The 26,085-nt window shown below is 68.7% G+C and carries 29 protein-coding genes and 1 pseudogene; 15 read left to right on the top strand and 15 right to left on the bottom strand.

Translation table 11 applies throughout. The features are described from left to right. Positions 1–152 precede the first annotated feature (152 nt). The 5 genes from ACIQD6_RS32830 (at position 153) to ACIQD6_RS32810 (ending at position 3,624) form a co-directional block, all read left to right on the top strand. Positions 153–380: a hypothetical protein gene (locus tag ACIQD6_RS32830; RefSeq protein ID WP_401889750.1), complete on the top strand. Its 228-nt coding sequence runs from the start codon at positions 153–155 to the stop codon at positions 378–380. Further along, positions 358–906: a DUF6879 family protein gene (locus tag ACIQD6_RS32825; protein ID WP_401889747.1), complete on the top strand. Its 549-nt coding sequence runs from the start codon at positions 358–360 to the stop codon at positions 904–906. The genes ACIQD6_RS32830 and ACIQD6_RS32825 overlap by 23 nt, the downstream gene beginning before the upstream one ends. A gap of 8 nt (positions 907–914) precedes the next feature. Then, a complete protein-coding gene (locus tag ACIQD6_RS32820) occupies positions 915–1,769 on the top strand; it encodes a helix-turn-helix domain-containing protein (protein ID WP_401889745.1) in 855 nt (284 codons plus the stop codon). 150 nt (positions 1,770–1,919) lie between these two features. Beyond that, positions 1,920–2,153: a DUF397 domain-containing protein gene (locus tag ACIQD6_RS32815; RefSeq protein ID WP_401889742.1), complete on the top strand. Its 234-nt coding sequence runs from the start codon at positions 1,920–1,922 to the stop codon at positions 2,151–2,153. 640 nt (positions 2,154–2,793) lie between these two features. Beyond that, positions 2,794–3,624, top strand: coding sequence for a JmjC domain-containing protein (locus ACIQD6_RS32810; RefSeq protein ID WP_401889739.1), 831 nt, complete (start codon positions 2,794–2,796; stop codon positions 3,622–3,624). Positions 3,625–3,875: 251 nt separating this feature from the next. Here ACIQD6_RS32810 and ACIQD6_RS32805 read toward each other — a convergent pair whose 3' ends face one another. From ACIQD6_RS32805 to mshD, 7 genes are all read right to left on the bottom strand, one after another. Then, positions 3,876–4,313: an NUDIX hydrolase gene (locus ACIQD6_RS32805; RefSeq protein ID WP_401889736.1), complete on the bottom strand. Its 438-nt coding sequence runs from the start codon at positions 4,311–4,313 to the stop codon at positions 3,876–3,878. After that, positions 4,310–5,455, bottom strand: a complete 1,146-nt coding sequence (locus tag ACIQD6_RS32800; RefSeq protein ID WP_401889734.1) for a CHAD domain-containing protein — start codon at positions 5,453–5,455, stop codon at positions 4,310–4,312. Before ACIQD6_RS32800 ends, ACIQD6_RS32805 begins: the two co-directional genes overlap by 4 nt. Then, on the bottom strand, positions 5,442–7,685 hold the full coding sequence (locus tag ACIQD6_RS32795; RefSeq protein WP_401889731.1) for an RNA degradosome polyphosphate kinase: 2,244 nt from the start codon (positions 7,683–7,685) through the stop codon (positions 5,442–5,444). Before ACIQD6_RS32795 ends, ACIQD6_RS32800 begins: the two co-directional genes overlap by 14 nt. A gap of 397 nt (positions 7,686–8,082) precedes the next feature. Then, on the bottom strand, positions 8,083–9,054 hold the full coding sequence (locus tag ACIQD6_RS32790) for an ABC transporter permease (RefSeq protein WP_401889728.1): 972 nt from the start codon (positions 9,052–9,054) through the stop codon (positions 8,083–8,085). Further along, on the bottom strand, positions 9,051–10,019 hold the full coding sequence (locus ACIQD6_RS32785) for an ABC transporter ATP-binding protein (RefSeq protein WP_401889726.1): 969 nt from the start codon (positions 10,017–10,019) through the stop codon (positions 9,051–9,053). Before ACIQD6_RS32785 ends, ACIQD6_RS32790 begins: the two co-directional genes overlap by 4 nt. Then, complete coding sequence (locus tag ACIQD6_RS32780) at positions 10,016–10,402, bottom strand: GntR family transcriptional regulator (RefSeq protein WP_401889724.1); 387 nt, start codon at positions 10,400–10,402, stop codon at positions 10,016–10,018. Before ACIQD6_RS32780 ends, ACIQD6_RS32785 begins: the two co-directional genes overlap by 4 nt. Before the next feature lie 105 nt (positions 10,403–10,507). Beyond that, on the bottom strand, positions 10,508–11,428 hold the full coding sequence (gene mshD, locus ACIQD6_RS32775; RefSeq protein ID WP_401889722.1) for a mycothiol synthase: 921 nt from the start codon (positions 11,426–11,428) through the stop codon (positions 10,508–10,510). Between the two features lie 321 nt (positions 11,429–11,749). On the opposite strand from mshD, the gene ACIQD6_RS32770 reads away from it, so the two are divergent. Both ACIQD6_RS32770 and ACIQD6_RS32765 read left to right on the top strand, forming a co-directional pair. Then, positions 11,750–13,570: a bifunctional metallophosphatase/5'-nucleotidase gene (locus ACIQD6_RS32770; RefSeq protein WP_401889719.1), complete on the top strand. Its 1,821-nt coding sequence runs from the start codon at positions 11,750–11,752 to the stop codon at positions 13,568–13,570. A gap of 571 nt (positions 13,571–14,141) precedes the next feature. Next, positions 14,142–14,528, top strand: a complete 387-nt coding sequence (locus tag ACIQD6_RS32765) for a hypothetical protein (RefSeq protein WP_401889718.1) — start codon at positions 14,142–14,144, stop codon at positions 14,526–14,528. A gap of 142 nt (positions 14,529–14,670) precedes the next feature. Here the strand turns inward: ACIQD6_RS32765 and ACIQD6_RS32760 are convergent, their stop codons facing one another. Next, entirely contained in the window at positions 14,671–15,048 is a 378-nt protein-coding gene (locus ACIQD6_RS32760; protein ID WP_401889715.1) for a MerR family transcriptional regulator, read from the bottom strand. Between the two features lie 25 nt (positions 15,049–15,073). Then, a complete protein-coding gene (locus tag ACIQD6_RS32755; RefSeq protein ID WP_401889713.1) occupies positions 15,074–15,844 on the bottom strand; it encodes an SDR family NAD(P)-dependent oxidoreductase in 771 nt (256 codons plus the stop codon). A gap of 416 nt (positions 15,845–16,260) precedes the next feature. Here ACIQD6_RS32755 and ACIQD6_RS32750 point away from each other — a divergent pair, with 416 nt between their 5' ends. The 3 genes from ACIQD6_RS32750 to ACIQD6_RS32740 all read left to right on the top strand — a co-directional run bounded on the left by ACIQD6_RS32750 (position 16,261) and on the right by ACIQD6_RS32740 (position 18,052). Continuing rightward, on the top strand, positions 16,261–17,238 hold the full coding sequence (locus ACIQD6_RS32750) for a hypothetical protein (protein WP_401889710.1): 978 nt from the start codon (positions 16,261–16,263) through the stop codon (positions 17,236–17,238). A 131-nt stretch (positions 17,239–17,369) separates the two neighbouring features. Beyond that, the gene (locus ACIQD6_RS32745) at positions 17,370–17,636 is read left to right on the top strand and encodes a hypothetical protein (RefSeq protein WP_401889709.1); all 267 of its coding nucleotides are present in this window, start codon (positions 17,370–17,372) and stop codon (positions 17,634–17,636) included. Further along, positions 17,633–18,052: a hypothetical protein gene (locus ACIQD6_RS32740; protein ID WP_401889707.1), complete on the top strand. Its 420-nt coding sequence runs from the start codon at positions 17,633–17,635 to the stop codon at positions 18,050–18,052. The genes ACIQD6_RS32745 and ACIQD6_RS32740 overlap by 4 nt, the downstream gene beginning before the upstream one ends. Before the next feature lie 86 nt (positions 18,053–18,138). Here the strand turns inward: ACIQD6_RS32740 and ACIQD6_RS32735 are convergent, their stop codons facing one another. Beyond that, the gene (locus tag ACIQD6_RS32735) at positions 18,139–18,660 is read right to left on the bottom strand and encodes a MarR family winged helix-turn-helix transcriptional regulator (protein WP_401889704.1); all 522 of its coding nucleotides are present in this window, start codon (positions 18,658–18,660) and stop codon (positions 18,139–18,141) included. A gap of 86 nt (positions 18,661–18,746) precedes the next feature. On the opposite strand from ACIQD6_RS32735, the gene ACIQD6_RS32730 reads away from it, so the two are divergent. Together ACIQD6_RS32730 and ACIQD6_RS32725 are read left to right on the top strand one after the other, a co-directional pair. Next, entirely contained in the window at positions 18,747–19,676 is a 930-nt protein-coding gene (locus ACIQD6_RS32730) for an NADP-dependent oxidoreductase (RefSeq protein WP_401889701.1), read from the top strand. A 150-nt stretch (positions 19,677–19,826) separates the two neighbouring features. Continuing rightward, on the top strand, positions 19,827–20,672 hold the full coding sequence (locus tag ACIQD6_RS32725; protein ID WP_401889699.1) for a TauD/TfdA family dioxygenase: 846 nt from the start codon (positions 19,827–19,829) through the stop codon (positions 20,670–20,672). Between the two features lie 63 nt (positions 20,673–20,735). Here ACIQD6_RS32725 and ACIQD6_RS32720 read toward each other — a convergent pair whose 3' ends face one another. Continuing rightward, complete coding sequence (locus ACIQD6_RS32720; protein WP_401889697.1) at positions 20,736–20,981, bottom strand: DUF397 domain-containing protein; 246 nt, start codon at positions 20,979–20,981, stop codon at positions 20,736–20,738. Next, positions 20,978–21,814 carry a Scr1 family TA system antitoxin-like transcriptional regulator gene (locus tag ACIQD6_RS32715; protein ID WP_401889695.1) on the bottom strand — a complete coding sequence of 279 codons (837 nt, stop codon included), beginning with the start codon at positions 21,812–21,814 and terminating at the stop codon, positions 20,978–20,980. Before ACIQD6_RS32715 ends, ACIQD6_RS32720 begins: the two co-directional genes overlap by 4 nt. A gap of 156 nt (positions 21,815–21,970) precedes the next feature. Here ACIQD6_RS32715 and ACIQD6_RS32710 point away from each other — a divergent pair. Next, a pseudogene (locus ACIQD6_RS32710) lies at positions 21,971–22,372 on the top strand (hypothetical protein); the annotation flags it as partial. 230 nt (positions 22,373–22,602) lie between these two features. After that, positions 22,603–23,037 (top strand): VOC family protein, encoded by a 435-nt coding sequence (locus ACIQD6_RS32705; RefSeq protein ID WP_401889692.1) that lies wholly within the window; start codon positions 22,603–22,605, stop codon positions 23,035–23,037. A 44-nt stretch (positions 23,038–23,081) separates the two neighbouring features. On the opposite strand, the gene ACIQD6_RS32700 is transcribed toward ACIQD6_RS32705, so the two are convergent. Both ACIQD6_RS32700 and ACIQD6_RS32695 read right to left on the bottom strand, forming a co-directional pair. Then, a complete protein-coding gene (locus tag ACIQD6_RS32700; RefSeq protein WP_401889689.1) occupies positions 23,082–23,561 on the bottom strand; it encodes a zinc-binding dehydrogenase in 480 nt (159 codons plus the stop codon). Between the two features lie 238 nt (positions 23,562–23,799). Next, the gene (locus tag ACIQD6_RS32695; RefSeq protein WP_401889687.1) at positions 23,800–24,411 is read right to left on the bottom strand and encodes a helix-turn-helix domain-containing protein; all 612 of its coding nucleotides are present in this window, start codon (positions 24,409–24,411) and stop codon (positions 23,800–23,802) included. A 114-nt stretch (positions 24,412–24,525) separates the two neighbouring features. Here ACIQD6_RS32695 and ACIQD6_RS32690 point away from each other — a divergent pair, with 114 nt between their 5' ends. Next, positions 24,526–25,233, top strand: coding sequence for a B3/4 domain-containing protein (locus tag ACIQD6_RS32690; protein ID WP_401889685.1), 708 nt, complete (start codon positions 24,526–24,528; stop codon positions 25,231–25,233). Between the two features lie 47 nt (positions 25,234–25,280). On the opposite strand, the gene ACIQD6_RS32685 is transcribed toward ACIQD6_RS32690, so the two are convergent. Beyond that, entirely contained in the window at positions 25,281–26,021 is a 741-nt protein-coding gene (locus ACIQD6_RS32685) for a DUF6333 family protein (protein ID WP_401889683.1), read from the bottom strand. Between the last annotated feature and the right edge of the window lie 64 nt (positions 26,022–26,085).

The following is a 26,085-nucleotide window of genomic DNA, read 5'->3' as shown; positions in this document are numbered from 1 at the left end:
GGGACAGCCGAGGCCGTGCCCCTCCAGTTCTGGGGTCAGAGGGCGTCACTGGCGCCTGGAATCACGCAAGTTCGTGCAAGTTCCTGGTCTGCCAAGTCAGTCCGACGCAAGCTGACATACAGAGATCGTCAACCGCGACATCGGAGGTCGTCATGGCCCTGCGCATGCTCGGCAAGGACCCGAACTCTCCCGAGGGAAAGTCCTCGACCGTGTACTACGACGACGTGGCCGACACGTACTTGGTCCAGGGTCTGAAAGTGCTCGACGACGAGCGGCTGTCACAGATGGACCTGCCCGACCATGAGACCGTCGTGGAGATCCCTACGTACATGGTGACGTTCTTTCCGGAGGCCAGCGGTGACGGCGGAACCGACGTTTGACGAACTGTTCCGGCTGGCGGAGCGGTCAGCGGTGCACCTGGAGATGCGGGACGGATACATGCGATCCGATCCGCGCTTCCTCGCCTGGCAGCAGGACAGGAGCAGCGTCTCCGCGGACAGTGATCCAGCTCAGCGTCCCTGGATGCAGTTGATGCGTGAGATCACCGGTCGTGGCGTAGAGGTCCGCCGGGCTCGGATCGTCTCCGAGCCGATCAGCGACTACATCCGGTTCGAGCACCACTTGACGGCCGGCAACACCACGGCCGGCGAGCGCGTCCGCTGGCTTCCCCGCCGCCGGGCTTCGGATCTGGCCCTCCCCGGCAACGATTTCTGGCTGTTGGACGACAGCCTGGTTGTCTTCCTGCACTTCACAGGGGAGGGAGAACTGTCCCCGGAAGGAGACGAGGAACGGACGATCGATCCATCCGTCGTTCAGCTCTGTTCGGCGGCCTTCGAGTCGGTGTGGGAACGGGCGACCCCACACGAGGAGTACAGGCCTCTTGAACAACGAGTGAAACCGGCATAGAGCACCTCGTGGCTCCGTCGCCGTCATCGTCCAGCGTCCAGCAGGCCAAGGAAGCCCTCGGAGCGCGCCTGCGCGAGATCCGTAGGGATTCCGGCATGACGGCGCGCGCTTTGGCGGCGGCGGCCGGGTGGCACGAGTCCAAGACCTCTCGCATCGAGAACGGTAAGACTCCCCCCTCACCCGCCGATATCCGTGTCTGGACCGTGCTGTGCCGGGTGGAGGACCAGACCGAGGACCTCATTGCCACGGCCTGTGGCATCGAAGGCATGTACATCGAATGGAGGCGGCTGGAGAGAGGAGGCCTGAAACAGGTGCAGCAGTCGGTGCTGCCGCTCTTCAAGAGAACTCAGCGCTTCCGCTTCTACCAGTCGTGGGTCGTCCCCGGACTCCTCCAGACGCCCGACTACACCCGCGCCGTACTCAACACGGTGGCGGCTCTGCGGGGTGCTCCGGATGATGTCGATGCCGCCGTCGCGGTGCGAATGGAACGTCAACACATCGTTCGAGCGGGTCGTCAGCAGTTCGCCATGCTCGTGGAGGAATGGGTTCTCCGTACGGTGATCGGCGATGCCCGCATCATGGCCGGTCAACTCGGCCATCTCATCGGGGCGGCCTTCCAGCCGTCGGTAAGCCTCGGCATCATTCCCATGGGAGTGGAGCGCGGCGACGCATGGCCGACCGAGTCCTTCTCCGTCTTCGACGACGAACAGGCATCCGTGGAGTTGGTGACGGCGAATCTCACGGTCACGCAGCCTTTTGAAGTCTCCGAGTACGTACGCACGTTCAAGCGGCTGTCCGATGTCGCGGTCTACGGAGCGAACGCCCGCAAGCTGATCACGTCCGCGATCGACGCGCTCGGGTGAATCCACGCAAGTCCGTAGAAGTTCGTTGAGGCCATCAGGGCCACCGGCCGATGCTCTACCCGACGTCAGTGCGCTGTGCGACGCGGGGATCACCGTGGCGACGGCGCTTTGACGGGAAAACCCCAAGGCGCCCACCCAGGAGGATCATTCATGAGCGCTCTCTACAGCTTCCCGACCGAGAAAGCAGAGTTCGAGAACTTCTGTGGCGGCAACCTGGGCGGCGAGCACGAGTCGTGCGTCGAGGTCGGTGTGATTCCCGGCACGCCTTTCTACGCCCTCCGGGACAGCAAGCCCGAGGGCGCCGACAAGGAACTCCGCTTCACCAAGGCGGAACTCGATGACTTTGCCCTCGGATGGGCCAGGAAACAGGGGCTGACGCTCTGACTTGGCCCCTTCCCCAGCTCCGAACACAGTACTGAACAGACGGGCCGTAATCGGCGGGACCGGGGTGGTCCGTCCTTTCCTGGAAGGCATCCGATGAGCTGGTCAGGGCACTGGCACGGGTACGGCCCATGGGTCGGCAGCAGGAACACCTACGGGCATGAAGGCCTCCGCCGTCCCGGCGCTCTACCGGACGATGAGCAGACCCGTGTGTTCCTGGCTTCGACAATGCCGCCGATGCAGACGGGGCATTGGCTGATGCGTCGAAGCCAGACCACGGCCGACCGGTCCTGGACGGATGCCGCCGATGCGGTGGACTGGCTGACCAAGACGTACGGAGCGGATCAGCCCTTCGAACGCGAGAATGGCGAACAGTCGTATGTCCACCTCGACGTAAAGGTCGCACAGGCGGAGGACGATCTCCCGCGCGGAAACGATGTCGTGTGGGTTCACTACGCCAGGTCTTCGAGCCTGGTGTCGTTCGCGGTCGTGTGCTGTCCCCACCGCTTCCATCCCAGGATTCCCTGCCCGCTTCCGCCTCCTGATCACTCAGAGTTCATGCGAGGACGCCATGTCACTTAGCCTGCTGCTTCCCGAAAACGGTATTGCCGATCTTCTGAGCCACTGGCCGGCGGAGCCCTGTGTGTACGAGCGTGGTGTCACGGAGCTGGACCGTACGGTCACCTCGGCGGTACTCAACGACTACATCGACAGCGGCTGTGTGCCCGTGAATGAGATCGCCGTGGTAAAGGCGCCAGGACCGTCGTTGAACCGGGACGCGTTCACGACCAACGGGCGTGTGGATCCGGCAAAGCTGCGCAAGTTCTACGGACAAGGGCACACCATCCGGCTGGGCAACCTGCAGCGGGTCATTCCCTTCGTGGCGGCTCTCTCGCGGCGGATCCAGCAGGAGACGGGCTGTTCCAACTATGTCCACGCCTTCATGACGCCGCCCGGCAACCAGGGCCTGCGCCACCACTGGGACCAACAGATGGCGGTGATCGTACAGACGGCGGGCGTCAAGCGATGGCAGATGTGGCGTCCGCCTGTGGAAGCGCCGATGCGGGAGTTCAACGAGAGCTGGCGTGTGTGGCGTGAGGACTACATTCCGGCATGGGAGGCCGCCGGCCCGGACATCGAAGTCGATCTCAAGGCGGGGGAGTCGCTGCTGCTGCCGAGGGGCTGGGTCCACAATCCGCTCGTGGCGGACTCTGATGATCACAGCGTCCATCTGACATTCGCCATCCGGGAACGAACCCCGGTATGGCTGGCCGAACAGCTGATCGCGGGCGTGATCGAAGAGCTGGACTTCCGCCGCATCATCCTGCCCGGAGACGTCTGCGGCGGGGCACTCGCCGATCGAGTGCGGGAGACCCGGGACGCGCTTGTCGAATACCTCGTGGCCCTGGACATGGACGGTTTAACCCGGGTAGTACGCCAGGCCGCGATGGCGGAGCTGGAGTACGCGACCTGATTCCCCTCGGGGTCCCACGGGCCCGCAGGGGGCGATCGGCGGGAGGGGGTCGGGGGCGTAGGAGGTGACGTGTCCGGACGTAAAGCGTGATTTGTGGCGCACACCGGCTCGCACCCGAAAAGCAAACTCGCACGCGCCGTAAATCATGCAGTCCGGACATGCGCCTCTGGAGGCCCCGGGCCCCGCACCCACCACGCCCCGCACCGGGCGGCGCCCCGCACTCGCGACCACACCGCACCGCCGCGCGGCGGCTACGCCGCGTGCAGCGCGTTCAGGAGCGCGTCCACCAGCAACCGGTCCCGGGGCTGCGTCAGGCGGGTACGGGCCGCCGGTGGGGTGAGCCAGGCGATTCGGTCCACCTCGTCGTTCGGGGCGAACAGCCCGCCCGTCGACTCCGCCGCCCAGTAGCTGACTTCCTTGGGACGCCCCTGCGCCACATAGCGGACCGTGCCGAGCCGGGCCCTCGGCGCGCAGTGGTGGCCCGTCTCCTCCAGGACCTCCCGTACCGCCGCCGCCAGCGTGTCCTCGCCCCGCTTGAGCTTGCCCTTCGGGTGGGACCAGTCGTCGTACTTGGGCCGGTGCACCAGGGCCAGTTCGATCCCGGCGCCGGACGGCGACCGGCGCCACAGCACGCAGCCCGCCGCGAACACCGTGCCCGAGGGGGCCGAACGGGGCTCGGGCCCGGTCATGGCGCGGTCACCGGGCCCACCGAACCCACCGAGCCCATCGAATCCACCGAACCCACCGAGCCCACCGTCGTCTTCTGCCACACCTGCTGGAACGCGAAGCGCGCCGCCTCCACCTCGTGGCGCTGGTCCGCGTGCAGCACCCCGAGCGCGTACGCCGTGGCGGGGGCTATGCGGGGCGTGCGGGCCGCGTTCGCCGCCGCTGCCGCCGCCTCGGCCGCGTCGCGGTGCCGGTCCAGGGCCTGGACCGCGCCCGCCAGCCGCGGATCGGGGCCCTCGGCGCACCACACCTCCTGCGCGTACCGGTGCAGTCGGAGCAGGTGGCGCACCTGGTGCCAGGGGGCGTCCTGCGCCTCCCCGTCCGATGCGGTGGCCAGCCCGCTGACCAGGGCCTCCGCGTTGTACGGATGCGCGGCGCGGGCCAGCGGCAGCGCGGCGACGGCGTCCAGCAGATGCCGTTCGGCGCCCATGCCCGGCCCGGCGAGAAGTTCGGCGGCGGGGGCGCCCGCGACGGGTGCCAGCGGCACCTCGGAGGCCAGTACGGCCACGGCGTCCGCCACCGCGTGGAAGCGGGACGAGCCGAGCGCCTGGAGCGCCGCCGAGTGGGAGCGGGTCCGGGCGAGGGTCAGCTGGCGTTCGAGCAGCGCGCCGGCCCGGGACGCCCCGACGGCGAGAGGGCCGGCCGGCCGGGCGTCGAGCGCTGCCTCCTTGTCCGTACGTGCGGCTTCCCTCTCCGTACGTGAGGACGGAACGGACGAGGCGGACGCAGGCGCCGAGGCCGACGCGGACACCGGACCGGACACCGGCCCCCCGCCCGACAGCCGCGCCAGCGCCCCCAGCAGCCGGGCCAGCCGGTTCGTGCAGGCGTGTTCCTGGGCCAGGGTGCCGGAGAGCCAGCCCAGTTCCGTACGGAGCTGATCCGCCCAGTTCTGGTCCAGCAGTGGCCGGAACGTATGCAGCCCGCCGCCGATCCTGCGGGCCGCGCCCCGTAGCGAACGGGCCGCGGCCTCGGCCGCGGCCGTGTCCGATCCGCTCTCGCCGTACTGCCGCAGGCTGCGCAGGAAGTCACCGGCGCGGGAGTGCAGATACCCCGCCAGCACCTCCCCCGCCGTCAGCCGGTCGGTGTCCACTTCATGGTGCTGCACGCCGGCGCCTCCGGGCGTCTATGAGCATTTCCTGTACGTGCCGCAGCGGCTGGCCGTCCGAATCCGTCGAGTGCCGGGTCCAGTTGCCGTCCGCGCCGAGGTGCCAGGAGGAGGTGGTGTCGGACATCCCGGTCTCCAGCATCCGGGTCAGGGACGCGCGGTGGGCCGGGTCGACGACCCTGACCAGCGCTTCGATACGACGGTCGAGGTTGCGGTGCATCATGTCGGCGCTGCCGAGCCAGACCTCGGGCTCGCCGCCGTTGCCGAACGCGAAGACCCGCGAGTGCTCCAGGAAGCGGCCCAGGATCGAACGCACCCGGATGTTCTCGGAGAGCCCGGCGACTCCGGGGCGTACGGCACAGATGCCGCGGACCCAGATGTCGACCGGCACGCCCGCCTGCGAGGCCCGGTAACAGGCGTCGATGATCGCTTCGTCGACCATCGAATTGACCTTGATACGGACGTACGCGGGGCGGCCCGCGCGGTGGTGCGCGACTTCCTTGTTGATACGGGAGATCAGCCCGTCGCGCAGGGACTTCGGGGCGACCAGCAGCCGGCGGTAGGTCTCCCGGCGGGAGTAGCCGGACAGCCGGTTGAACAGGTCGGACAGGTCCGCGCCGACCTGCGGGTCCGCGGTGAGCAGGCCGAGGTCCTCGTACAGCCGGGCCGTCTTCGGGTGGTAGTTGCCGGTGCCGACATGGCTGTAGCGGCGCAGGATGTCGCCCTCCTGCCGGACCACCAGCGAGAGCTTGCAGTGGGTCTTCAGCCCGACCAGGCCGTACACCACATGGCAGCCGGACTCCTCCAGCTTGCGCGCCCACTTGATGTTGGCCTGCTCGTCGAAGCGGGCCTTGATCTCGACGAGGACGAGGACCTGCTTGCCCGAGTCGGCGGCGTCGACCAGCGCGTCCACGATCGGGGAGTCGCCGGACGTCCGGTACAGCGTCTGCTTGATGGCCAGTACGTCCGGGTCGGCCGCGGCCTGCTCCAGGAAGGCCTGGACGGACGTCGAGAACGAGTCGTACGGGTGGTGCAGCAGGACGTCACGCTCGCGCAGCGCGGCGAAGACGTCCGGCGCGGACGCGGACTCCACCTCGGCGAGGTCACGGTGCGTGCCCGCGATGAACTTGGGGTACTTCAGCTCGGGCCGGTCCAGCGCCGAGATCCCGAACAGCGCCGTCAGGTCCAGCGGTCCGGGCAGCGGGTAGACCTCCGCGTCGGACACCTTCAGCTCGCGTACCAGCAGGTCGAGGACGTACGGGTCGATGGACTCCTCGACCTCCAGGCGCACCGGCGGGCCGAAGCGGCGCCGCATGAGCTCCTTCTCCAGCGCCTTGAGGAGGTTCTCCGCGTCGTCCTCCTCCACCTCCAGGTCCTCGTTGCGGGTGACCCGGAACATGTGGTGCGCCAGCACCTCCATCCCGGGGAACAGCTCCTCCAGGTGGGCCGCTATGACGTCCTCCAGCGGTACGTACCGCTGCGGCGAGGCCTCCAGGAAGCGGGACAGCAGGGGCGGCACCTTGACCCGGGCGAAGTGGCGGTGGCCGCTGACCGGGTTGCGTACGACGACGGCCAGGTTGAGGGAGAGGCCGGAGATGTACGGGAAGGGGTGCGCCGGGTCGACCGCGAGGGGCGTGAGGACCGGGAAGATCTGCTGGCGGAAGAGCGTGAAGAGGCGGGCCTGCTCCTTCTCGGTCAGCTCGGGCCAGCGGATGATGTGGATGCCCTCGTCGGCGAGGGCCGGGGCGATGTCCTGCTGGTAGCAGGCGGCGTGCCGGGCCATGATCTCGCGGGAGCGGGTCCAGATCAGGTCCAGTACGTCGCGGGGCTGGAGGCCGGACGCGGAGCGGGTGGCCACCCCGGTCGCGATGCGCCGTTTGAGTCCGGCCACCCTGACCATGAAGAACTCGTCCAGGTTGGACGCGAAAATCGCGAGGAAGTTCGCCCGTTCGAGGAGCGGCGTCGTGGGATCCTCGGCCAGCTCCAGGACCCGCTCGTTGAACGCGAGCCAACTGCGCTCGCGGTCGAGGAACCGCCCCTGGGGCAGTTCGGTGCCGTGCGCGCTGCCGTCCTCCTCGTACGCGTCGAGGTCCGAGTCGAGATCGGGTTCGAGGTCGGATCCGCCGCGCGAGGCGACCGTATGGGGCCGGTGGGCGGCTATGAAACCGACGGACGGCTGCTGAGGGTGCTGGGAGTGCTGGACCGGTACCTCGGCGGGCTGCTGGCTCATGTCCCTATTCTTCCGCGCGGAGGGTGAGACAGGCGCGTCGGAGAGAGCAGGGGTGAGATGGGTCCTGCCATTGGTCCTGCCGTTGGTCCTGCCGTTTGGAATGCCGTTCGGGACGGGGGGCACAGCGGGCTGCATTCAGAGAGGGTCGCAATCTCTTCTGAATGGCCGGTAACGGCGACATGACGTGAAGGAAAGCGGGGTGGGGCTCCCCGGGGGCGTCACATCATGGATTCGGGCTATCCGAGGGTGCGGCGCGGCTCCCCGAGGGTGTCACACCCATCCCTCGGGGAGCCGTCCGGTGATCCTGCGGAGCCGGACGGTGACGCTGTGCCGTCGCTCGTGGCGACGGCCGTCAGCCGTCAGCTGTGGCGGCGACCGTCAGCGGTGGCGGCGGCCGTCAGCGGTGGCGGCGGCCGAGCACCCGGAACGCGGCGAACGTGACGGCTGCGACCAGCACCAGGATGATGCCGGTCTCCACGAGCTGGAGAGGCCAGAAGTGGGAGACGGGATGGACCTCGGCGAAGCGGGTGGCTCCGTCGGGGACCTTCAGACAGGGTGACGCCTGCCATCCTCCCGCGACGCACTCGTCGTGGGTCACCCGCTCGCCCGAGGCCAGCACCACGCCCTGCTCGATGACCCATCCGCTGCCCAGGGAGTCACGCTCGTCGCCCAGGGCGGTCACGGTCGGCCAGAGATGGACCCGCAGCTGCGTGATGAAGAGCATCATGACCGTGCCCATCGCGAGCGCGGTGACGGACAACGCCACGACCGTACGGCGCACCAGCAGGCCGACGAGCGCGCCGGCTGCGATGCCGAGGAGCGCGTACGCCACGGGCAGCGGGCCCATCCCGGCGTAGCGGACCGGTTCGTGCCAAAGGCCGGGGGCGATGTCCTCGACCGGGCGCGTGGCCCAGGCCCAGCGGTGGAGGGGGACAGCCACCGAGACGAAGGCGACCGTCCACGCGGTCGGCACCGCCAGCTTCACCATGAGCCAGCGGGCGGGGGTGACGGACTGGGTCCAGGCGAGCTTGTACGTCCCGGATTCCAGCTCCCGGGCGATCATGGGGCCCGCGACGAACGCGCCGACCACTCCGGGCAGTACGAACAGCGGGAGGCCCATGTAGTTGAGCCACTGGGAGTACTCGAACTGGGTGTCGAGGAATTCCCGGACCGTACCCTCGCACGCGAACGTCGGTTGTTGGGCGGAGCAGTCGCTGCCCGCGTAGCTGTCGGCCACGGCGCCGGCGCGAAGCCGCAGGAAGATCACGATCGCGGCCGCGAGCACCAGGAGTGCCGGTGCCGACCACAGTGCGAGGCGGTGCTGTCGTACGGCGAGCCAGGCCGGGCCGCGCAGGGTGAGCGTGCTCATGCCGTCGCCTCCGCCCGGCCTGTCTTGCCTGCCCGGTCTGTTCGGTCCGTCCGGACATCCGCGCTCGGGGTGAGCAGCGGGGGCGCCTCGGGGGAGCGCAGATGGGCCAGCAACAGTTCCTCCAGGGACGGATCGTGGGCCTGCCAGCTGTCGTCCAGCGGGCCGTCCGGCCGGACCAGCGCGGTGAGCCCGCGCCCTGACGTACGGGACTCGACAACCGCGTGCGGCGCGAGGTCGCCCGCCGGGCCCGTCACCACCCTGTGCGCGTCGATGAGGTCGTCGATCTCGCCGCCGAGGCGCACCTGGCCGCCGTCCACGAGCAGCAGATAGTCGCAGGCGTCAGCCAGTTCGGTGAGGATGTGCGAGGAGATCACGACGGTGGTGCCGTGCTCCGCCGCCTCGCCCAGCAGCGCCCCCATCAGCTGCTGGCGGGCCAGTGGGTCGAGGTCCGCCATCGGCTCGTCCAGCAGGAGCAGTTCGGGGCGCTTGCCGAGCGCGAGGGCGAGCGCGACGCGGGTGCGCTGTCCGCCGGAGAGCGTACGGACGCGTGCGCCGGAGTCCAGCCCACCGCCCTCCATGATCCGTCCGGCCGCCTCCTCGTCCCAGCGCTCCGGGTTCAACTCGCGTCCCATGCGCAGAGTCTGAGTAATCGTCAGTTGTGGGTAGAGCGGCTTGTCCTGGGCGACATACGCAAGGCGCTCGCGGGCCGCGGCCGGGTCGGTGCCGAGGATACGGACGGACCCTTCGGTCGGTGCGAGCAGACCTGCCGTGAGGGCGAGGAGAGTGGACTTGCCGGCGCCGTTCGGCCCGACGAGGGCGCAGACGCGCCCGGCCGGTATCCGGAAGGAGCAGTCGCGCAGCGCCCAGTGCTCACGTTGTTTCCGGGACTTCCCGTACGTTCCGAACCTCCCGCCCGCCCCGTACCCCTTGCCGAGGCCCGTCGCCTCGATCGCCGTCACTGTCATGCGCCGTCCCCTTTGAATCTTTCCTCGACCACGGATGTGAAGAGCGCGGTCACGTCGTCCTTGTCCATGCCTTCCGCCCGCGCGCGATCGGCCCAGGCGGCCAGTTCGGCCCGGAGCGCGCTGTCGGCCGAACCGCGGCCGAGGGTCCCCCGTACGAAAGTGCCGAGCCCGCGCCGTCCTTCGGCCAGTCCCTCGCGTTCCAGCTCGCGGTACGCCTTGAGCACGGTGTTCGGGTTGATGGCGGTGGCCTCCACCACCTCGCGGGCGGTGGGCAGCTTGTCGCCGGGCTCCAGCAGTCCGAGGCGCAGGGCCTGTTTCGTCTGCTGGACGATCTGGAGGTAGGTGGCGACCCCGCTGCGCCGGTCAATGCGGTATTCGATCACCCGCAAACACCCTTTCACTAAGGAAGTAGGGAAAGAGTGTTACAGGTAAGGGGCGGCGTCAAGGCCGCCGCCCCTTACGTCACCTAACTATGGCTTTGGGTCGGGTCAGGACTCCGTCCGGTACATCAGGTCCACCTCGTGCGTGCTGAATCCCAGCCGCTCGTACACCGTGACGGCCGCCGTGTTGTCCGCGTCCACGTAGAGCATCGCCGTCGGCAGCCCCTCGGCCGCCAGGTGCCGCAGGCCGATCGCCGTGAGCGCCTTGCCGAGGCCGCCGCCCTGCGCGTCGGGCCTGATGCCCACCACGTACACCTCGCCCAGCTGTTCCTCGGCGTGCACCTTCGTCCAGTGGAAGCCGATCAGCTCGCCGCCGCGCTCGGCCAGGAAGAAGCCCTTGGGGTCGAACCACGGCTCGGCCATCCGGTCGTCCAGGTCCCGCTGGGTCAGCGAGCCCTGCTCGGGGTGGTGCGCGAAGGCGGCGGCGTTGACCGCGAGCCAGGCGGCGTCGTCCTGCCCGGGGACGAACGTACGGACGGTGACCCCGGCGGGCAGGGCCGGCTCCGGGATGGAGGGCGGGTTCAACGGGAGGCGCAGCTGCCGCAGTTCACGGAAGAGGGTCAGCCCGAGGACCTGCGCCAGATGCCGGGCGGCCGACTTCCCGCCGTGCGCCCATGCCCGCAGCCGCTTCCCCGACGCGTGCAGCAGCTCGACACCCAGCGCCCGGCCATGACCGCGCCCCCGGCGCCCGGGGTGCACGACCAGCTCGGCGGCCGGAGCCTCGATGGGATCGGTGTCCTCCAGCTGTCCGTACCCGACGAGCTCGTCGTCGGCGGTGAGCAGGAAGTGCCGTACGCCCTGGCGGTGTCCGCCCCGCAACTGGAGCCTGCCTTGCTCGGACACGGCCTGCACGCCGTCCGTGGCGGCGGCTTCGGCGAGCAGGCCGAGGACGTCCTCGGCCTGCTCGGGGGTGAGCGCGTCGAGGGTCTGGATCTGCCGGCCGGACTCGCGGGCTGCTGCGTCAGTCATGCGTCGAGGGTACGGCGGGGGTGCGGCGAGAGGGATACGAGAGGGACGTGCGGGCGGGCCGTGAGCAGGACGTGCGGGCGGGCCGTATTGGACGTGCGGGCGGGCCGTAACCGGCGGGGCGCCCCGAAAGGCAACCGGCTCGTAACCCGGTACCCCCTGTTGGGCTACGCGCGTTGACCCTAGGCTGCCGCTCGCAGCCTCTGGGAGATTCCCGGGTTTCCTCCGCCGGCGGACCTCATCACCTCGCCTCGGCGCAACCCGGCGCACACCCTCAGCCAACCCTCACCTCTCACGCCTCACGCTCAATTCACAAGGGGACCCATGTCAGCACCGCAGAAGAACCGCGCGGCCCGGCGGGTGCTCGCCGCTGCCGCCGGTCTGGCCACCGTCGGCGCCCTGGTCGCCGCGATGCCCGCCGCCACCGCCCAGGGACAGACGTCCGGCAAGGGGCACGGCCACGGTCACCAGAAGCCCCGCACCGTCGACGTACAGCTGCTGTCCTTCAACGACCTGCACGGAAACCTGGAGGCCCCCGCGGGTTCGGCCGGGACCGTCACCGAGAAGCAGGCCGACGGCACGACCAAGACGATCCCGGCCGGTGGTGTCGAGTACCTGGCGACCTCGCTGCGCGACGCGCGCAAGGGCAACCCGTACTCCATCACCGCGGCGGGCGGCGACATGGTGGGCGCGAGCCCGCTGCTGTCCGGCCTCTTCCACGACGAGCCGACCATCGAGGCGCTCAACAAGATCGACCTCGATGTGACGACCGTCGGCAACCACGAGTTCGACGAGGGCGCCACCGAACTGGCCCGCCTCCAGAACGGCGGCTGCCACCCGACCGGGGGGTGCTACGAGAAGGGCAAGAAGTTCAAGGGCGCCGACTTCCCGTACCTCGCCGCCAACGTGACGACGGAGAAGACGGGCAAGCCGGTCCTCAAGCCGTACACCGTCTGGAAGAAGAACGGCGTCAAGGTCGGCTTCATCGGTGTGACCCTGGAGGGCACGCCGGACGTCGTGACCGCCGAGGGCGTCAAGGGGCTCAAGTTCCACGACGAGATCGAGACGGTCAACAAGTACGCCAAGGAACTGGAGCGGCAGGGCGTCAAGTCGATCGTCGCCCTGATCCACGAGGGCGGCTCGCCCGCCTCGACCGCGTACAACTACGACTGCGACAGCCCCGGCGCCGGTGACGGCATCTCGGGGCCGATCACCGACATCGCGAAGGGCATCACGCCCAAGGTCGACGCGCTGGTGACCGGGCACACGCACGCGGCGTACGCGTGCACGATCCCGGACCCGGCGGGCAAGCCGCGACTGGTCACGTCGGCCTCGTCGTTCGGCAAGCTCTACACGGACACCACGCTCACCTACGACCGCCGCACGAACGACATCGTGCGGACGAGTGTGAAGTCGGCGAACCACGTCGTCAGCCGCGAGCAGCCCAAGGCCAAGGACCTGACCTCGCTCATCGAGCGCTGGAACAAGCTGGCCGCGCCGATCGCGGCGGCCCCCCAGGGCTACATCTCGGCGGACATCAACGGCCGTGGCGCGTCCACCCCGGAGTCCCCGCTCGGCGACCTGATCGCGGACGCCCAGCTCGCGGGCATGTCCCCGGCGGACAAGGGCGGCGCGCAGATCGCCTTCATGAACCCGGGCGGGATCAGGTCGGACCTGGTGCACAAGGCGTCGGGCAGTGAGGGCGACGGAGTGGTGACGTACGGCGAGGCCTTCACGGTGCAGCCGTTCACCAACATGATGAACGCGGTGGACCTGACGGGAGAGCAGGTCATCAAGGCGCTCCAGCAGCAGGTCAGCGGGTCCAACGAGGCGTCCCCGAAGATCCTCCAGCCCTCGAAGGGCCTGACGTACACCCTGGACATGACCAAGTCGGGCGCCGCCCGCGTGGTCACGGACACGGTGAAGCTGAACGGCGAGGCGATCGACCCGGCGAAGACGTACCGCGTCGCGATGAACGAGTTCCTCGCGGGCGGCGGCGACGGCTTCCCGGCGCTCGGCGAGGGCAAGAACAAGCTGGTCGGCGCGGCGGATCTGGACATGCTGAACGCGTACCTGAAGGCGAACTCCAGCGCGGAGGCGCCGCTGGCGCCGCCGGCGGCGGACCGGATCAAGATCGTCAAGTAGCTGTTCGCGGGCTGCGGTTCGCAGTTCGCTTTGGCGGGTCGGTCGAGGGGCGGTGGGCTGGTGCTCACCGCCCTTCGGCGTGTGCGGGGTGCCGTCTGGCGGTGTGTTGTGAGTGCGGGGGCCAACTGCCAGCCGTTTTGTGGGAGACCGGGCCCAACAGTGCACGCACGCCGTAGCCCGCTGTCGCAGATCCCCCGGTGGGAAGACATCACCCACCTGCTGCAACAACTCCGGCAACTGGGCATCCCACGAAACGACTTGGGACACCTTGACTGTCCAATCCTCCATGACCGCTCACTGCTCGACACAACCTGAATGTAACTGCCGGTAGTTGCGCCTATTCAAGTCGTGACTCAAAATGCCCGTTGATCATTTCTGGCGAGCATTTTACGGTTCTCTCTGTTCGGCATGTGGCAGGAGCATGACCCTCCTGTTGGGCAGGTATGCCGTTCCCGGGGGGAGGGGAACATTCCTCTTTCGCACGCTCGGATTTCGACTCGCGAACGAAAGTGATGAACCCATGAGATCTCTCTACGCGCGTACAACCTCTTTGCGGACGTCGCTCCGTCGTGTGGCCGTGGTGCTGTTCAGCGCATTCACCATTGTCGCTATCTTTGCCGCACCGGCTCAGGCGGCCAGTTGGAACGGCAGTCTGTCCGGTGCCGCTCCGGGGTTTGAGTCCCGCCGCTGGACCGCGCCGACCTCGTCCACGGGCACTACGATCAAGTTCACCGGATGCACCGGCTCCCAATCCGTCGTGAACGTCACTCTGTACAAGGTCGTCAACAACGGCCCGGACACGGGCTACGTCAAGGCGGCGTTCACCCAGTGCTTCGCGGGCAGTTCGTCCACTTCGACTGGCAACTGGGGCGATCACGGAGCCGGGGAATACTACTTCGTCGTCAATGATGGTGGCGGCGACCGTGTGTCGGTCAGGTCCCTGACTGTTTCCTACTGATCATGCGCGCGCGGGGTACCCCGCTCGCGCGGGGTACCCCGGAAAGCATGATCAGTCGATGAGTTGTCTTCATGGCGTTGCACTACCAGTCCTGCACGTTCCGTTACGGCTGTAGGACACGCACTGTCATCGAGCGGGGGTTTCAGTCGTCGGGGCGGCCGGTGGCCGCTTTTCGGAGCGCGTTTTCCAGGCGGTCGCGGGCCTCGGTCTGGGCGGTGATCCGCTGGTTGAGGACCGCCATACGCTCGTACGCGACCCGCAGCCCCCTCTGCGAGGGCGGCACCGTGGCCACGTCCCCGTCCAGGCAGGGCAGGAACACCCGTACGTCGTCCAAAGTGAGCCCGGCGGACAGCAGATAGCGGATGTTGCGGACCCGTACCACCGCCCGCTCGTCGTAGACGCGGTAGCCGTTGGGGGCGCGCTCCGACGAGATCAGTTCTGCCTGCTCGTAGTGCCGAAGGGCGCGGGCCGTCGCCCCGGTCGCCTTCGCCAGTTCGCCGATCCGCACCGTTTCCCCCATTGCCCGACCCTGTGCGTCACTCCTATCACGCCACGACCGCTCCACCGTCCACGGGGAGGATCGCTCCGGTGATGAACGACGCGTCCGGGGCGGCGAGTTGAGTGATGGCCCAGGCCACTTCCTCCGGTCGGCCGATCCGGTTCAGCGGGGTGTGCGCGAGCTGCCACGCACGCAGCGCGGCCAGCCGCTCCGGTGTCAGGCCCTGGTGAGCGCCGATGGGGGTGGCGATGGCGCCGGGTGCGACGGCGGTCACCCGGATTCCGCGTGGCGCCAGTTCGACGGCCCAGCTGCGGGTCAGCGAATCCAGCGCGGACTTGGTCGCCGCGTAGACCGAGTTGTCCGGCCAGCCTCGCTGGCCAATGGCCGTGCTGACGTTGACGATCACCCCGCCGGAGTTCTCCAGCGCGGGGAGCGCGGCCCGCGCCAGCAGGATGGGCGCGAGAAGGTTGGTGGCGATCTGGGGCCCGATCACCCCCGGACCCAGCGCGCCGAGAGGGCCGCTGCTCACGATGCCCGCGTTGTTGACCAGGACGTCCAGTCGCCCATGCGCCGTCAGTACCTCCTGGACGATACGTTCGGGCTCGCCGTCGCCGGTGATGTCGGCGCTCAGCGGAGTGATCCGCTCATGGCCGTCGGCGGTTTCCACCAGCGGCTCGATCCGTCGGCCGACCACGACCACACGTGCCCCTTCGGCCGCGAAGGCGCGTGCCGTGGCCCGTCCGATTCCGGTGCCGGCCCCGGTGATGACGACGACCCTGCTGTCCTGCCGCGCGATGCTGTTGCTGTTGTTCTCCATGCCGGTCAGCGTCCAACCCTGACGTCAATGGCAAGGTCAAGCCCTGCGGTCGAGGTCGCAGGAGATGCACCTGAGGAATCCGGTTCGTGGACCCGCCCGTTCCATCACTCCGGCGGGTGAAACTGCGGCAACTCGGGGGAGGGTGCGGAGGAGCCGGGAAGAGGTTCGGGTTCCGGCGGTAACCGCAGGTCGGGGGCGGTATGACGGTCCGGTACGGGGGAATCGAACAGCCGCGCAGGACCCTGGAGTTGGCATTTGCGCTCGTGACTGTGTGTGGCGTTACTGTCACGGATATCACCGGGGCTGAGATCGGCCCTGAGTCCACAGACATTGAGATGCCCCCGCGGTGTGCAACCACCCGGGGGCCTGGCACCGGAGGCTACGGCTTCCACCAGAGACCAGGAGCCGTCACTCCGATGCGGATTTACCGTACAACGCCCACGCGCGCCTTCTCCACGTTCGCCAACGTCCTTCTGCGCGACCGCAGCATCTCGTGGTGCGCAGCAGGCGTACTGATGTACCTCCTGAGCCTCCCGCCCGGCGCCCGTGCCTCCATCCGGTCGCTGGCCGAGCAGCGCAAGGAAGGCCGGGCGCGGATCGCTGAATCGCTGCGTGAGCTGGAGGAATCCCGCTATCTGCGGCGCCGGGTCGTGAAGGACCCGGAGAATGGCCAACTCCGCACGGTGTACGAGGTGTTCGATTGCCCGTACTCGGACGGGGGACCTGGCGGGGGTGGTGAAAATGGCCGAAACCTGGCCTCCGGTGAGGAGTGCACCGGCGTGTCGGGCTCGCTCCCTACGGGAGAAACGACTGGGGAACAAGAACCTCCCTCCCGGGTACGGGAGTTGCCTCCGGCGGGGGAGTCGTCCCTGGTGGTACGGGAAGTTCCCCCGGCGCCGAAACCGGCTCGGCGGGCCGTGCTGCCCAAGCTGTCCGTTCCCGAACAGCTCCGGTCCGCTACCGAGTTGCTGCTCTCGCTCGGCCGCCGCGAGCACCGGCTCGCCCTGGGCACGGCCGAAGCGGTACGGCTGGCGCCGCTGGTCGAGCAGTGGCGGGCGGTGGGCGCGAGTGACGCGCAACTGCGGACGTCGCTGACTGCGGGACTGCCGGAGCTGGTCCTCTCGGCACCCGGGCTGCTCGCCGACCGGCTGCGCCGCAAGCTGCCCGCGCCGCTGCCCCCGGCCGCTTCGGCGGAATCCTCGCCGTCCCGGGTCGGGAGCGAATGCGAGGAGTGCGGCGTGCCGGTCGGGCCGTCCGGCGACTGCCGGGCCTGCGCGCCGCCGCCCGTCTCGTCCGCGACCACCGGCTTTGTCGAAGCCGCGCGCAGGGGCAGCGACAGGGCCCGCGCGGCACTGCTCGGCGCCGCGCTGTCGGCTGCGCCCGGTCTCGCCTGACGGACGCGGCCCATAGACCCCCGGTCCCCGCTTCAGGGGCCGGTTCCATGAGAGAAATCGAGAGAAAACGGAGTGCCATGACAGTCACACTCGAACGCCCAGAGGTGGTATACCGCAGGTATACTGTCGCTATGGCTGACACCACGATCAAGGTCGACCCTGCCGTCCGTGACCGCCTTCAGGAGCTGGCCAGGGATCGCGGGATCACCATGCGTGATCTGCTGACCCAGCTGGCCGGTGCGACTCCGACGAAGGAGGAGCTGGCGCAGCGGCGCGAGGAGACCAAGGCGTACGTCGAGGAGCACTTCCTCGGCAGGCCGTACACCGAAGAGGACGAGAAGGCCGGCGAGCAGCTCTGGGCCGATGTCTTGTCCGGGCGGATCGGGGAAGTCCAGTGAAGAAAGAGACGTACCCGCTGCCGCGTGCGGTTGTTCTCGACGAGACGGCCGCCCTCGCGCTCGGCGCGGGGAACCGGATGGCGTCGCGCCTGGTGGTCGAGGCCGAGAAGGACCCGACGTTACGGATCTACATTCCCGCGCTGTGCCTCGCGGTCGCGGAGAGCGACCGGGCAGGTGTGGCGGAGCACGTCGGTGCCCTGCCGTCCGTGGACATCACGGCGCTGGACTTCGCGGGCGCCGCTGCGGTCGGGAAGCGCCTCCGCAGTCAGAAGACCACCGAAGCGGACTGGAGCGGCGCGCACGCGATGTACCTCGCCCACCCGTCGGTCGAGTGGCCGAGGGGGCGACCGGTCTTCACTCTCGACCCGATGCGGTACCGGGGTACGGGCGTACGGGTGATCCGTATCGAGGAGTAACTCCGGCCATCTGAGGGGGGATGGTGTGGGGCCGGGTGCACCCGGCCCCACACCCGGGGTACCGGCTCGGCCTGCCCAGGGGTGACCTACGGCTCCTCATTCAGGGAGCGGGGCGCGGTCGCGCGGCGTTTGCGTGGGGCTGCCGAGCGGGGTGGTTCGGCGCGCATGTGGTCGCGGACGCGGGTCATGATGCCGCCGAGGTTGCGCAGGTCCTCGTCGGACAGCGGCGCGAACAGGAGACGGCGCGCGACCTGGATGTGGCCGGGGAGGACCTTGGCGACCCGGCCGAGACCGGTCTCGGTGATGGTGACCAGGGTGGCGCGTTGGTCGTCGGGGTGTGGGCCGCGAGTGATGAGGCCGGCCTTCTCCAGCAGTCCGGCCTGGTGGGTGAGCCCGCTGCGGCTGTAGACGACGCCGTTGGCCAGTTCGGTCATGGTCAGCTGCCCCTTGGCGTCCGCGAGGCGGGCCAGGAGCTGGAACTGGACGTAGCTGAGGTCGCCCTCGGCCCTCAACTGCTGTTCCACGGCGTGCTGGAGAAGGCTGACGGCTTCCGTGAGGGCGAAGTAGGTGCCGAGCTGTTCGGGACCGAGGTCGTCGGTGGTGGTCATCCTCCGATTCTAATTGCTTCGATGTCGAAGTAGGTCTATGCTCAGGGAAGTGCTTCGACATCGAAGCATTTGCGTGAGGAGGAACCATGAAGTCAGTGCGTTACGACCGACACGGCACCAGCGACGTCCTCGCCTACGAAGAGACCGCCCGTCCCGTCCCGGGAGCAGGGCAGGTGCTGGTGAAGGTCGCGGGCACCTCGTTCAACCCGGTCGACGCGGCGATCCGCGCCGGCTATCTGCGTCAGGTGTTCCCGCTCGCCTTCCCGCACGTGCCGGGGATCGACGTCGCCGGAACCATCGCCGAACTCGGTGACGGGGTCGCGGGCTGGAACGTCGGCGACGCGGTCGTCGCGTTCCTGCCGATGAACGAGTCCGGCGCTGCTGCCGAATTCGCGCTCGCTCCCGCGGAGTTGCTGGCCGCCGCCCCGAAGAGCGTCGAACTGGCTGATGCCGCCGCCCTGCCCGCAGTTGGGCTGACCGCCCAGCAGGCGCTGTTCGAGTACGCCGACCTGAAGCGCGGACAGACCGTTCTGGTCAACGGAGCCACAGGCGCGGTCGGAGGCTACGCCGTCCAGCTCGCCCACCAGGCCGGAGCGCACGTCACCGCGACCGCGAACGCGCGCCGCGCCGACCGTGTCCGTGGCTACGGCGCCGACCGGATCATCGACTACACCGCCGCGCCGGTCACCGAGGCGGCCGACGAGCAGTTCGACGTCGTACTCAACCTGGTCACCACCACGCCGGAGGAGACCGCGCGTCTCGTGGGTCTCGTCCGCGACGGCGGCGTGCTGGTCAGCACCACCACCGCAGCGCCCGAAGACTCCGCACGCGGGGTACGTACGGCATCGGTCTTCGCCCGCAGCGACGCCGCCCAGCTCGCCGAACTCGTCGCCCGGGTCGACGCGGGCACGCTGAGCATCCATGTCGCCGAACGCGTCGGCCTCGCCGAGCTGCCGACGGTGCACGCGCGCAGCGACGCCGGGAAGCTGACCGGCAAGACCGTCGTCACCGTCTGAAGCGTCCGACACTTTCTGGGCGCGCGGCCCGCCCCGGCCCACCCCACGGACCTGCTTCGCGCCTGTCGGACGGGGAACGCTGTCTGTCACTGATCTCAAGACGTAGGTATCCCAAGACGCAGGTATCCCAAGACGCAGGGGTGGGTGTTCGTGGAAGTGGAAGAAGAAGCCGTCGCCACCGAACGGCTTCACGTGTGGGACCCGGCCACGCTGGAGGAAGACGCCTGGCTGATCCCGCTGCCTTCGGTCTCTTCGTCCTGGCCTGACGCACTGACCGCAGAGGTGACGCGCCGACTCCGGTCGGCCTTGTCCGACGGGCCGGGGCTGGCGGTTCTGCGCGGCCTCCCGCTGGACGGGCTCAGCGATCAGGAGTGCGCGGAGCAGTGCCGGTCGGTCATCTCCCTGGTGGGGACGGTCCGGCCGAGGGAATCCGCCGCGCCTATGGACGACCTCCTCGCCACCGTACGAAACACTCCTCGCGCCACGGTGGAAGAGGCGGCACTGGCTCCGCACACCGACCGTGCGGGGCCACCCGGGCCTCCGCGTCTCCTCGCTCTTCTGTGTGTCAGGCCGGCGTTGAGCGGCGGCGAGTCCCTGCTGATCAGCGGTCACACCGTGCACGCGCAGCTGTCGGCGAATCGGCCCGGGGCCCTGTCGACGCTCTACCAGGACTTCCACTTCGGCGCGGAACAGAACCTTGCGCGCACCGGTCCCGTCTTCGCCCGGACCGGCGGTCAGCTCAAGGTGCGGTTCAACCGGTACCAGATCGAACGCGGCCATGACGCGGTCGGCGAGCCGCTGACGTCGGCGCAGGTGGAAGCGCTCGACGCGTTCGAGGAAGTGCTGGGCGACGAAGGCCAGTTCCTGCGCCTGCCCCTACGCCGGGGAGATCTCCTCGTGCTGAACAACAACACCGTTCTGCACGGCCGGACATCCTTTACCGACCACGCCGATCCGTCCCGGAACCGTTGCCTGACCCGCGCCTGGGCCGACTGAGTCGATCCGTCGATCCGGATGCGGGGACGGCATAAACCCCGGCCCCGCACCGGACGTAGCGGTTCAGCTTGCCCAGGTGAGGAACGCTTTCCAGGCGTCGGGCGCGACCGCGAACGTGAGGCCTTCGCGGTCGAGGTTCTTCGAGTCGCGGATGTGGACGGTGTTGTGGGGGCAGGTGGCGACCTCGACGCATTCGCCACCGCTGGGGCTGCTGTAGCTGGACTTGTGCCAGTCGAAGGCGACTTCGATGCAGTTCCCGCCGCCGCTGTCGCTGTAGCTGGACTTGAACCACCGCAGGGTGCTGCTCATTCCTGGTCTCCCGCCAACTGCTCGATGAGGCCCAGCGACTCGCGAGGACCCAGGGCCTGTGCCCGGATTTTCGCATAGCGCTGGGCGAAGGTACTCACCTTTGCGGGGTCGCTGACTAGCAGGCTCTCGCCCTGGATCTCCAGAAAAACCAGGTGGTCATGGCTCGGGGTTTCGATCAGATTCATGTCGCCACGGTCGCCCGCGTGCTCGCCGCTCAGCCCGCAGTCCAGCGGCAGCACCTGGAGCGTGACATTGCGCCGCCGCCCGCACTCCACGAGATGATGCAACTGCCGACGCATGATCCCCTGGTTGCCGATCGGCCGACGCAGTATCGACTCCTCCAGGATCAGTTCGATCAACGCGGTCGGCTCCCGGTCGAACAGCGCCTTCCTCGCCATCCTGACCTCGACCAGCTCCTCCACCCGCTGCTCGGACAGCGGCGGATACCCACCGCCGATCAGCGCCCGCGCGTACTCCTCCGTCTGGAACAGGCCGTGGACGACCAGCGTCGCGTACAGCTGGAGCCCCACCGCCTTCTGCTCCAGCAGTACGTAGTCCTTGAACTGCTCCGGGTACTTGTCCAGCCGTACGTACTCCCGCGCCTGATCGAAGATGCCCAACCCGTCGCCGAGCACCCGCTCCAGCTGCACCAGCATGTCGTCGCTCGCGGGCTGCGCGCAGGTCTCCATCGCGCTCACCGCCGCGCCCGAGAAGCCGAGTTCGCTGCCGAGTTGTTCTTGCGTCAATTTTTTCCGTACGCGCATCTGCCGGGCGATATCGGCTACCAGCCGCGTCGCCGGACCTGCCGTTTCCTTGTTCTCCGCTCGCGCCATCGCGATCACCTTTTCGACTCGACCGGACTCAACCGGTCTCAACCGAGACTTGCGGAATTCAACCTTCCGCAAAGGGCGTTCGGGCAGGTCAACCCCTGTCCGACGTACCCAGTGCAGACCTGGAAAACGCTAGTCAACGACCGCCAAAATGTCCCCATGGATGCGACAACTCGCCAATTAGCAGGCATTGATTGGATTCCGTATTCCGGATTCCAGCTCCGTAAGGTAGGAACGCGATTCGATGCCGTGCGAGTTGACGGCGACGACGGGCGCCGTCTCGCCGACATGCTGGAGGCACTCTGCGGCTGCGAACCGGGCCCGGTCGTCAGCGAGGCGAACGGGCGGCGGGGAATGTACTTCTTCGTACCCCCGGGAAGCACCGCGTTCCGGTCGTGGCCGCCCGGCGTGGTGCCGTTCAACTCGGCCTCGGGCTGCCGGAGTTACGTACCGGTGCCCGCGCTGGGCGGGCATACGTGGCCGGTGTCCTGGTACTTCCCGCCGACCGGGCCCGAACGGTTTGTACACCCGGTGCTGCTCCTCAACGCGGCGACCGCGCTCTTCGGGGAGCCGGTGGGACTCCGCGACCTGGCGGCGATCGGTTACCGGCTGTCCATGGATCAGCAGGAGCACCAGGAGCACCAGGAGCACCAGGAGCACCAGGAGCACGAGGAGCACGAGGGCCATCAAGTCGAGAACGACCCGGGTCCCGGGTGAGGACGCGCCTGACGAACTCCCGGCGGCGGTGAAAAACAGTGGGCCCGGTGACAGCACGCCATTACGGTGGCCCGATGGCGTCGATCAAGCAGGTCCAAATCACCTTCGACTACGCGGAACCTGAGCGCGTCGCTCGTTTCTGGTGCGAGGTGCTGGGGTATGTCGCACCGCCGCCGCCGGAGGGGTTTGCCACGTGGGACGATTTCAACCGCTCGCAGCCACCTGAGGAGCAGGATTCGTGGTTCGCGTGCAGTGATCCCTCGGGTGTGGGCCCGCGACTCTTCTTCCAGCGCGTTCCCGAAGGGAAGGTCGTCAAGAATCGGGTGCATCTTGATGTGCGGGTCGGCACCGGACTCGTGGGTGACGAGCGCCTCGCCGCACTTGAGGCCGAGTGCGCACGACTGGTCCCGCTCGGCGCGGTACGCGGTCAACTGCTGCGTGCCGATGGCGTAAACGAGTCGTGCCTCCTGATGCAGGACATCGAGGGAAACGAGTTCTGTCTCGACTGAGAGGCCGCGAACGTGCCCACGGCAGGTAGTGCCTGCCGTGGCACTCACGGGATGTCGAGCAAGACCTTCCCGATCAGGCCCTGTTCGAGCGCGGCGTGGGCGTCGGCGGTGCGCTCCAGGGTGAAGCGGTGCAACGGCAGTCCGGCCTCCTCTCCCACGCGCAGCGCGCCCGCGTCCACGGCTGCCGCGACGTCGGTGACCGCCTGCTGCTTCGCCGCAGTCGGCACGGTGTAGACGAAGACGCCCTGCCAGCGCAGGTTCGCCGGCAGTGAGGTGAGCACCGGGACGGACAGCTGCTCGTCCTCGCCGCCCGAGTAGTAGGCCACCACGGCTCCTTGGGCGGCCACCGCGATGTCGAGAGCGGCGTTGGCGCCCGGTGCGACCTCCACGACGATGTCGACGCCCCCGGGGGCGAAGTCCAGGATCTCCGCGACCGCGTCCTGCGTGCGGTAGTCGACCACCCGGTGGGCACCGGCCGCGCGCGCCAGTGCGGCCTTGGCGGGACTGCTGACCGTGGTGATCACACGCGCTCCGGCCCAGCGGGCGAGTTGGACGGCCGCGTTGCCGACCGCACCGGCGCCGCCCGCGACCAGGACGGTTGTGCCGTGCAGACTGCCGGGCGCGATACGCCCCGGTCCGCCGTCGTGAACGGTCAGCGCGCGGTGGGCGGTCAGGGCCGGGATGCCCAGGGAGGCGCCGAGTTCGAACGGGGCGAACTCCCAGGCGGAGCGGGGTATTCCGGGGGTCTCGGCCGGCGTCAGGTCATGGTGTGAAGGCCACAGGCGAGGAGGCGGGGCCCGAGGCAGGGCCCGGCGGCAGGTGGACCGTCATGATCAGGTGGCAGGTCGTGGCTCCGGCGCCCCGATAGGTGTGGGCGGTGTCGCCGTCGAAGGTGGCGGTCTGTCCGGCTTCGACGGTGTGCTCGGTGCCGTCGACGACGAGGGTCATCTCACCGGAGACGACGTTGACGGTTTCCACGACTCCGGCCTGGTGGGGGTGGCTGGGGTATTCGTCGCCGGGTTCCAGGTGCCAGCGCCAGACCTCGACGGGCGCCGCTCCTGACGTGGTCAGCATGAGCCGGGCCTCGCTGCCCTGCTCTCCGGTCCACAGGGGCGCGACGGCGTCGGCGGTCACGACACGGACGCGCCCTTCGAGAGGGCCCTGCATCAGTGCGGAGACCGAGATGCCGAGGGTGTCGGCGAGCCGGACCAGGGTGGCCAGGTTGGGGTTGCCCTGGGCTTTCTCCAGGGCCACCAGGGCCCCCTTGCTGACTTGGGCACGTCGGCTCAGTTCATCCAGGGACAGTCCCGCGCGGGTGCGGGCCGCCTTGACGTTGTTGGCGACCGTCCGCAGGGCTGCGACCGTCTCGGCCATCTGGGCACCATCCTCACAGCTGGACCATTTCAATGCACCGTCCGGTCGTTTGGTTGACATCGACCGGTCGTTGCATTGTACGATCTGGTCGTTCTAATAGAAAGGAGCCCTCTTATGGTCGCCTTCCGTATCGCCCCCGCTGTCGCGGACGCCTTCCCCGACACCCTCATCGCCCTGGTCACCGCCACCGGCCTGCGCGCCCACGAACCCTGGCCCCGCACCGCCGCCGCCGTGGAGGACCTGGAGCAGCAGCTCGCCGACGGCACCTGGCAGCCCGCCGACGAGACCGACCCCCGTATCGAGGCGTGGCACACCGCCTACCGTTCCTTCGGCACGAACCCCCGCCGGATCCGCCCCAGCGTCGACGCCCTCGGCCGCCGCTTCGCCAAGAGGGGCACCCTGCCGCGTATCAACCCTGCCGTCGACTCCTACAACGCCGTCTCCGTCCATCACGGCCTGCCCGCCGGCGCCTTCGACCTGGCCCACGTCACCGGCGACGTAGACATCCGGTACGCGGACGGCACCGAGTCCTTCACCCCGCTCGGCGAACCCGACACCGTCGAGCACCCCAAACCCGGCGAGATCGTCTACGCCGACAGCACGGGCGTACTGACCCGCCACTGGAACCACCGCGACGCCCACCGCACCCGCGTCACCGAGGACTCCACCCACGTCGCTTTCGTCCTCGAAAACCTCCACGCGATCCGCGACGGCCATTTCCTCAAGGCCGCGGCGGACGAATTGCAGGGTTTGCTCATCCCGCACACGGAACAGACCAGGGTGTACTACCTCAGCCCGGCACAACCCCAGGCCGACGCCTGAGCTGATCAAGTACATCGGGGCAGAACTTCCGGCCCGTCGGCCTCAGTTCAGGCCTGGCGCCAGACCTCGTCGATCTCGAATTGGACGTCTTTGGTGCGGGTGACTTTGAAGAGGGACACCATCGCGTTCTCCGAGGTGTAGACGGAGTGCAGGCCGTAGGCGAGGAGGTCGAGGTACTCGATGCCGATGCAGGGCTCGTCCTGGTCGGCGCCGTCGGTGGCATCGGTGCTGTCGGTGTTATCGGTGTTGAGGTACTCGGCCCCGGGGCCGCCGGGGCCCACGCCGATGGCCCGCAGGAGCTGTGCGGGGTCGCCGGTGACGTCCTGGTCGTCCCAGCCCTCGGCGCAGAGGCGGGACTGTCCCGGGACATGGGCGAGGTACTTGCCGTAGGTCTCGGCCGAGTACATCTCGCAGACGGCGGTGATACGGGCCTCGGAATGAGCTTTGACCTGGGCGTCAAACGCGTCTTCGAGGTTCGTGGAGAGGATGCCGTCCTCACCGAAGGCCGGGTCGTTGATCTGGACGATGTTGCCCCAGCAGCCGACGGCGACGTAGTCGAGGTCGCCGATGTCCCGGGGGTGGTCGATGTCCCGGCGAGGTAGGGGATCGAGTTCTTCGGCGACGGCGGCGACGGTGGAGAGTTCGGCGACGACAGCGCGGGCGCGGACCGGGTCGTGGGCCGGCACGTGGTGGATGACGCGCTGGTCGTAGGGGGTGGGGTAGGGCGGGTGGATGCGGGTGATCTGGAGAGTGGACTGCCGCCAGGCGATCTGCGGATTGGGGCTCATGGGAGGAGCCTAGGCAGGACTTCTCCGTACCTCCGCGTCCACCACGGGGCCCCGAACGCCGTCA

This window comes from Streptomyces sp. NPDC088400, from assembly GCF_044753355.1.
Classification (GTDB): Bacteria; Actinomycetota; Actinomycetes; order Streptomycetales; family Streptomycetaceae; genus Streptomyces.
This window is presented reverse-complemented; position numbering and strand designations above follow the sequence as displayed.